Annotated in this window: 4 protein-coding genes; 1 reads left to right on the forward strand and 3 read right to left on the reverse strand. The window is 49.9% G+C overall.

Annotated features, from left to right (window positions below):
• Nucleotides 1-9 precede the first annotated feature (9 nt).
• Nucleotides 10-2058 (forward strand): hypothetical protein, encoded by a 2049-nt coding sequence (locus GC178_15490; GenBank protein MBI1288970.1) that lies wholly within the window; start codon nt 10-12, stop codon nt 2056-2058.
• Nucleotides 2059-2204: 146 nt separating this feature from the next.
• On the opposite strand, the gene GC178_15495 is transcribed toward GC178_15490, so the two are convergent.
• From GC178_15495 to GC178_15505, 3 genes are all read right to left on the reverse strand, one after another.
• Nucleotides 2205-2621: a hypothetical protein gene (locus tag GC178_15495; protein MBI1288971.1), complete on the reverse strand. Its 417-nt coding sequence runs from the start codon at nt 2619-2621 to the stop codon at nt 2205-2207.
• Nucleotides 2622-2865: 244 nt separating this feature from the next.
• The gene (locus GC178_15500) at nt 2866-3330 is read right to left on the reverse strand and encodes a hypothetical protein (GenBank protein MBI1288972.1); all 465 of its coding nucleotides are present in this window, start codon (nt 3328-3330) and stop codon (nt 2866-2868) included.
• A 131-nt stretch (nt 3331-3461) separates the two neighbouring features.
• Entirely contained in the window at nt 3462-5969 is a 2508-nt protein-coding gene (locus GC178_15505) for an HAD-IC family P-type ATPase (GenBank protein MBI1288973.1), read from the reverse strand.
• Nucleotides 5970-6238: the final 269 nt, after the last annotated feature.

The raw sequence follows: 6238 nt of genomic DNA on the forward strand, positions 1-6238 counted from the left end.
GATCAGTAAATGAGACGAATAATAATTCTACTTACTCTACTTCCTTTTGCTGGCATGTCTCAGATAAGATGGCTGGATGATGGCAAACCTATCGACCACCCTGAACCCATGCTACAGGCGGCCATGCAAGACCTTGATTCGCTGACGCAGGCGCAGGGCATTTCAATCACGTTACAGATAAAGGATGCCGACACCATTCCAGCAGGGCGCACCGTTACCTTCGCGGGCATTCACTTCGTGTATTATCCCGAACATCACTATCAATGGTCGGGAAGCTATCCCAACTACACACTGACCTCCCAATCGGTTCAAGGGCTTACCTTCGGTATCTATGGCCTGCTTGATGAAGTGCTCGGGTTCCATTTTATCCATCCCAAGCAGACTATCCGACCCAATGAGGTGAAATGGCCACAGGAACTGAGCTACAGTTCCAGAGCGCGTTTTATGAAACATGGGTTTCATCTGCATACGCAGCACCCGTTGGAACTCACAGAACAGTTGCACAACCCCGACCTTCCCAATGCGTGGCCCGATGTGAAGGAATACATCGATTGGCTGGTGCGCAACCGACAGAACTACTGGGAATGGTGCCTCCTTCGCACCGTAGACATGGACAAATGGCAGCCGCATGCCAAGCGCATGGTCGACTACTCGCATCAGCGCGGACTGATGATAGGCATTGATGTATCGTTGCACATGATACAGCAGCGCACGTTCCAACTGTACAAAGGCTGGCCCAAGAGTTGGCGAAGCAAGGAAGAACAGCTCAAGCGCAGCTTGGCCGACCTCTACTATGCCGAATGGGATTTCCTGAACGTGGAGTTCAATACGGCTGAGTTTGTGGGTGGTAAGGACAAACTGAAAACACGGTTGAAGAAGACCCTCATCACCACCGCGCGCAACACGTACCACAGTAACATCATGGGGCGCAAGCATGTGGTAAGTGCGGAGAACATGGTAGGCGAACAGGCCGATGTTTTCAGCGCCAACGACAGCATCGACCTGTACCGTGGCGTAGGCATCCATACGGTAATGATGTACAGTTTGGAGGATAGCGTGGCGCCTGTATATGAGAACAGGAACTTCCACCACATCTACAAGGATATGCTGCGCGGGAACAAGGTGCGCGAAGTGTGGTTCTATCCCGAAAGCGCCTATTGGGTAACGTACGACAACTCGGTGCCGATGCTGCTTCTTCCCTACCTCAGCGCACGGCTGAGCGACATTCTGCTGTGCCAAAAGGAGCATGTGCCGAACCACCTCACTTTCAGCAGCGGTTGGGAATGGGGCTATTGGGCGGTTGATTGGAGCATTGCCCGTTGGAGTTGGAAAAGCACCTTCGATGGCAAGGAACATGCTCCCCAGCCGATGGAATGGGTCACTACCTTGGGTTATTCGGATGAAGTGAAAGAAAACCTGAACGAGCAATTGGCATTGCAGCATGAATACTTGGGAGACAGAAACCTGCTGCGTTTCATGTGTGCGCAAACGGTGACCGATGAGCTATCGTTGTTCCGTAAGCAGTTTGAGCCACGGCCCGACTATACCTTCAAATGGTTGCAGAACAGATCGGATGAGGGAACAAGAAATAGAATCAGGCAAATTGGATTGAAGGATCTTGGAGAGTTCTATGCAAGATCGAAGAACCTGAACAGCGAGTTGGCCATGATGGTGGACACGCTCCATCCCTCTCCTCTTTCTGACTACCTGCTTGCACTACAGGTTACAACCATGCGCGCCAAGCACCGCAATGCCACCATCAATGCCATGCTGGCGCATCGCGAAAAGCGCATGGACGATAAGGCCGATTGGTTGCAGAAGGCCACAGACCTGCGACTACACACGCTGGGCGCGGTTCATAAATTGGAACTCAACTACAAGTACAACCCCGAATACCTCTACACTGAGCGATTCAGCCATACCTCCTACCCTTATGGTTACCTCTATGCTCCGCATACGCTGCACTTCTGGAAACGGGAGGAACAGCAGAGCCGCAAAAACCGCTGGGGCTACAACTTTATGAGCATCTGGAAGGTGGGACGCATCATTGGGTTGTAATTGGTTGACGGTTGACAGTAGGGCTGTTCGAGTAGCGAGGCGTTCTCACTGCCGAAGGCGGAAAACTGACCGTATCTATTTCCGAACAAGTCACTGCATAGAGACTTCTGCGAGCGCGGGGGAAGCGGGCATCATTGACGCTGCATCTATTTCATCACCAATATTTTCCGTTTTGTTTCAACATCCCCATTCTCAAAATATTGAACCAGAATTGTATCGATATTTGTGGTGTCGGCATTATAAAATTCGAGGTCTGAAATACCCGTGTTCAGGTTTCTGAACGTCTGTTTATTATCGGCAAAGTCAGGAATGACCCAATTCTGCGGTTTGGAACAATACCATGGGTCTCCGCTTACGAGTGTCAGTTCAATTTTCACGGAACCACCCTCTGGTGTGACAGCCGTCATAGAACTCTTCTGATCGGTCGTAATGAACGTGTCTACCCCAAAGAGAATATTTGTGCCGTAATTTCCGGTATCAGGGTATTGAATACTGATGTCAGGAAATTCCTTCTTGCAACTGCAAAATACCAAAATGATCAGGATGAGACCCAGATGTTTCATGTGTTTCACTATTTGTTAATTAGAAATCTCCCATTAAACTGGCTTCTGTTTCCGCTAAAGATAATGCGTTAGAAACTACCGTCCGTTACCTCCTTTGTCGGTGAGCTCCCGTTGGTCGGTTCGCCATGCACGGATAGCGCAGAACTGAACTGAGACCGATTGACGCACCGTCACAAGCATTAGGTTTAGCGTGCTTTGAATCGGCTGACCATTATTAATGATTCAGCAGCGATTACTGAGCATACTAATCTACGCGCTCATTCCACTCCTTCTGTATCTTCTTCATTTTTAAGAAATAGGGAATCAGAAAAAACAGCTCTAAGCGGAAGTTGAACTCGAAACCATGACTATTGAGAAACGGAAGCACCACCGTTACCACAGCGCAAATGGCAATTCCTATGACCGCATCAATAATGGCCAATTGCACCGCCCAATCGCGTTCTGTCCAGAGGCCAAAGCCCACCACACCCTTAAGCGCAAATAAGGACGTCAATAAAAATCCGAGAACGGATATGGGCTGCGGGGTTTCAATCCCGTAGAGGGAGAGGCTGAATGAAGTGCCCATTGCCCCAAGTATAAGACCGAACGGTGAAAGAACCCCAAAAACCATGAATACCCAGATAAAAAACTTGATCCACACAGGTAAAAGGTCGCGTCTTCTTTGATACGAACCTTCGAATTGATCATCATCCAGAATAGTTTCACTCATTGGTATTTATTTTTTGCGGCTTTTTCCGCTAAGATAGTGGGTTATTTATGGCCCGGTGCACCAATTTGTATCGTTTCCTGTTGGCTGGTATACGGTTATGAGCGTATCACAGCCTAAAATCTGCAAACACTTCAGGTAGACCCTTGTGGTCTGAGAGAGATTCGCTGACCGATCTTCTTAAAAACCTCCAACACGGCAAGCATGACCATTGCCCCAATGATGGCCGAAGCAAAATGCGCATACCCTGGAAACTCGAAACTGAAAATATGCTGCAATACAGGGACAAGGGTGGTGAGCAGTAGCATGGCCAACGCTACCACGGAGATAATGATCACCGCTATGTTCTTTTCCTTGAACACGGAGATGAAACTCCTTGTATCAGACAGCGATGTAAAGATCAAGAAGACATTGCCGATGATCAGTGATGAAAATGCAATGACCCTGACCTCGCCATCTGTATGTCCTTCATTTATGGAAAGGAAATAAACGATCAACACCATACCAAGTAGCATGAATCCTTTGAGGATGCTGAAAACCATTTTACGCCAACCGAAGAAAAGTTCGTCCGGTTTACGTGGCGGGCGGTTCATAATGCTCTTTTCTTCCTGTTCCGACTCAAAGGCGATGGAACATACCGGGTCAATGATGAGCTCCATGAAAACGATGTGTAGCGGCATTAACAGAACAGGCAACCAAGCAAAAAATGCTGGCAGTAGCACAAGACCTATGATGGGTATGTGTATCGCCACAATGTATGACATCGCCTTTTGAAGGTTGTCAAAGATCCTTCTACCCGAGCGTATGGCCTGAACGATGGATGCGAAGTTGTCATCGAGCAATACCAATGACGATGCTTCTCGGGCAACATCCGTTCCCTTGAGTCCCATGGCCACACCGATGTCTGCCGCTTTAAGTGCAGGCGCATCATTCACGCCATCCCCTGTCATGGCCACTATCTCTCCCTTGCTCTTCAAGGCTCGGACTATCTGTAGTTTCTGCTCAGGAACTATTCTTGCAAATACACGCGTGTGATTGACCCTTTCCTTCAGTTCATTCTCATTCAATAAGGCCAGTTCTGGACCTGTAAGCACCTTTCCATCATACTGCAGACCGATCTGCTTGGCAATGCTGTTGGCCGTTGCAGGATAGTCGCCCGTTATCATGACCACCTTTATGCCTGCCTCTCTGCACTGAGCAATGGCCTGAGGAACTTCTGGGCGTATGGGGTCCTCAAACGCCACCAGTCCCATGAATGTGAACTGGAGTCCGCTCTGCGTTTTAGGAAGATCGATAGTGGGATGTACTCCCATTGCGGAGGCCAGAACCCGATAACCGCTCTCTGCCATCTGCTGAACAACATCGGTATAACGGACCTTTTCCGCTTCTGGCAGGTTGCAGAGGGCAAACACGGCCTCTGGAGCGCCTTTACAGTAAGCTTCGGCCGTGCTGTTCTGAAGATTGGCATATACCCGCGTCATGGCAAAGAGTTCTTTGCTTAACGGGTATTCTTTAATGAAGGTGGCAGGCTCTGGCCCGTCCTTGCTGCCAAAGTCATTGGCAATGGCCTTTTCCATCGGGTCGATGGAGTTGGGAGCGGAAGCATAATGGAGTACCCGTACCAGTTCGCGAACGCTTTCGGAATCATTTCCACAGTCTGCCTTGGCACGGTAAGCGCCATTGCAATACAATGCCGCAATGGCCATTCGGTTCTGTGTAATGGTTCCCGTTTTATCGCTGCACAGGACAGTGGCCGAACCAAGTGTTTCGATGGCCGATGGCTTTCGGGTAAGAACCTCGTTCTTGGAAAGACGCCACGCGCCCAGCGCAAGGAAAATGGTAAGCACTACTGGAAACTCCTCGGGCAATAAGGCCATGGCCGCAGCAAGCCCGTTGAGCAGGGCGCTCAGTATGTTGCCACGTGTAAAATAGAACGCGGCTATGACCCCTACGCTTATTACCGCTCCAAACATGAACAGATTACGTATAAGCACCTTCATCTCGCGCTGCAAGCGGGTACTGTCCTGCTCTATGGACTGCAATGACCTGCCTATTTTGCCGAATTGGGTTTCCATGCCCGTATACCGAACCTTGGCAGATCCTTTTCCCTGCACCACCAGTGTTCCACTGAACACTTCATGCTGGCCATCCGTGGTCTGTGAGGTGGCCGATTTCACCACGGGAATCGATTCTCCCGTCAGCAGCGACTCATCCACCGTCAGGTTATTGCTTTCAAGTACCACCGCATCGGCAGGAACACGGTCGCCTTCGTGCAGTATCACCACATCATCGGGTACCACTTCCCTGCCTGCAATGCGCGTTTCGGTACCGTCACGTACTACCAAGGCCCTTGGCGATGACAGCTGCCGCAATGCCTCCAACGATTGCTCTGTTTTACGATGCTGATAGAAGGTGATGAAAATGATGACGAATACCCAGCAAAGCAGGATGATACCTTCTGAAAAATCGCCCAGAAGCAGGTAGATGGCCCCACAACCGAGCAGGAGGATGAACATGGGTTCTTTGATCACCTCCAACGCGATCTGCCAAACGCTTTTGGGCTTTGCAGATGGCAATTCGTTATAGCCATGTTGCTTAAGCCGTTGTGCCGCGGCCTCGCTTGTCAGTCCCTGTTCCTTCATTTTGCCCAGCTGTTGCCGCTAAAGATAATGCGTTAGAAACTGCTGTCCGGTACCTCCTTTGTCGGTGAGCTCTCTTCGGTCGGTTCGCCATGCACGGACAGCGCAGAATGGAACTGACGCACCGTCCTAAGCATTAGATTTTAGCGGGTGTGCCCGTTGCACAACCCAAATATACCTGTTGAAAACTCAGTTTTCCATGATCTTGACTTTTTGCGCGGTCGGTCCGACCTTCGGTAGATGCAAGGCAAGAAGAAGTATTCGGAGAAGCT

The sequence above is a fragment of the Flavobacteriales bacterium genome (assembly GCA_016124845.1).
Classification (GTDB): Bacteria; Bacteroidota; Bacteroidia; order UBA10329; family UBA10329; genus UBA10329.

Excerpts from the sequence above, each read along its gene's own strand:
- GC178_15505 (MBI1288973.1), bottom strand. The coding sequence starts at position 5,969 with ATGAAGGAACAGGGACTGACAAGCGAGGCCGCGGCACAACGGCTTAAG.
- GC178_15495 (MBI1288971.1), bottom strand. The coding sequence starts at position 2,621 with ATGAAACATCTGGGTCTCATCCTGATCATTTTGGTATTTTGCAGTTGC.
- GC178_15500 (MBI1288972.1), bottom strand. The coding sequence starts at position 3,330 with ATGAGTGAAACTATTCTGGATGATGATCAATTCGAAGGTTCGTATCAA.
- GC178_15490 (MBI1288970.1), top strand. The coding sequence starts at position 10 with ATGAGACGAATAATAATTCTACTTACTCTACTTCCTTTTGCTGGCATG.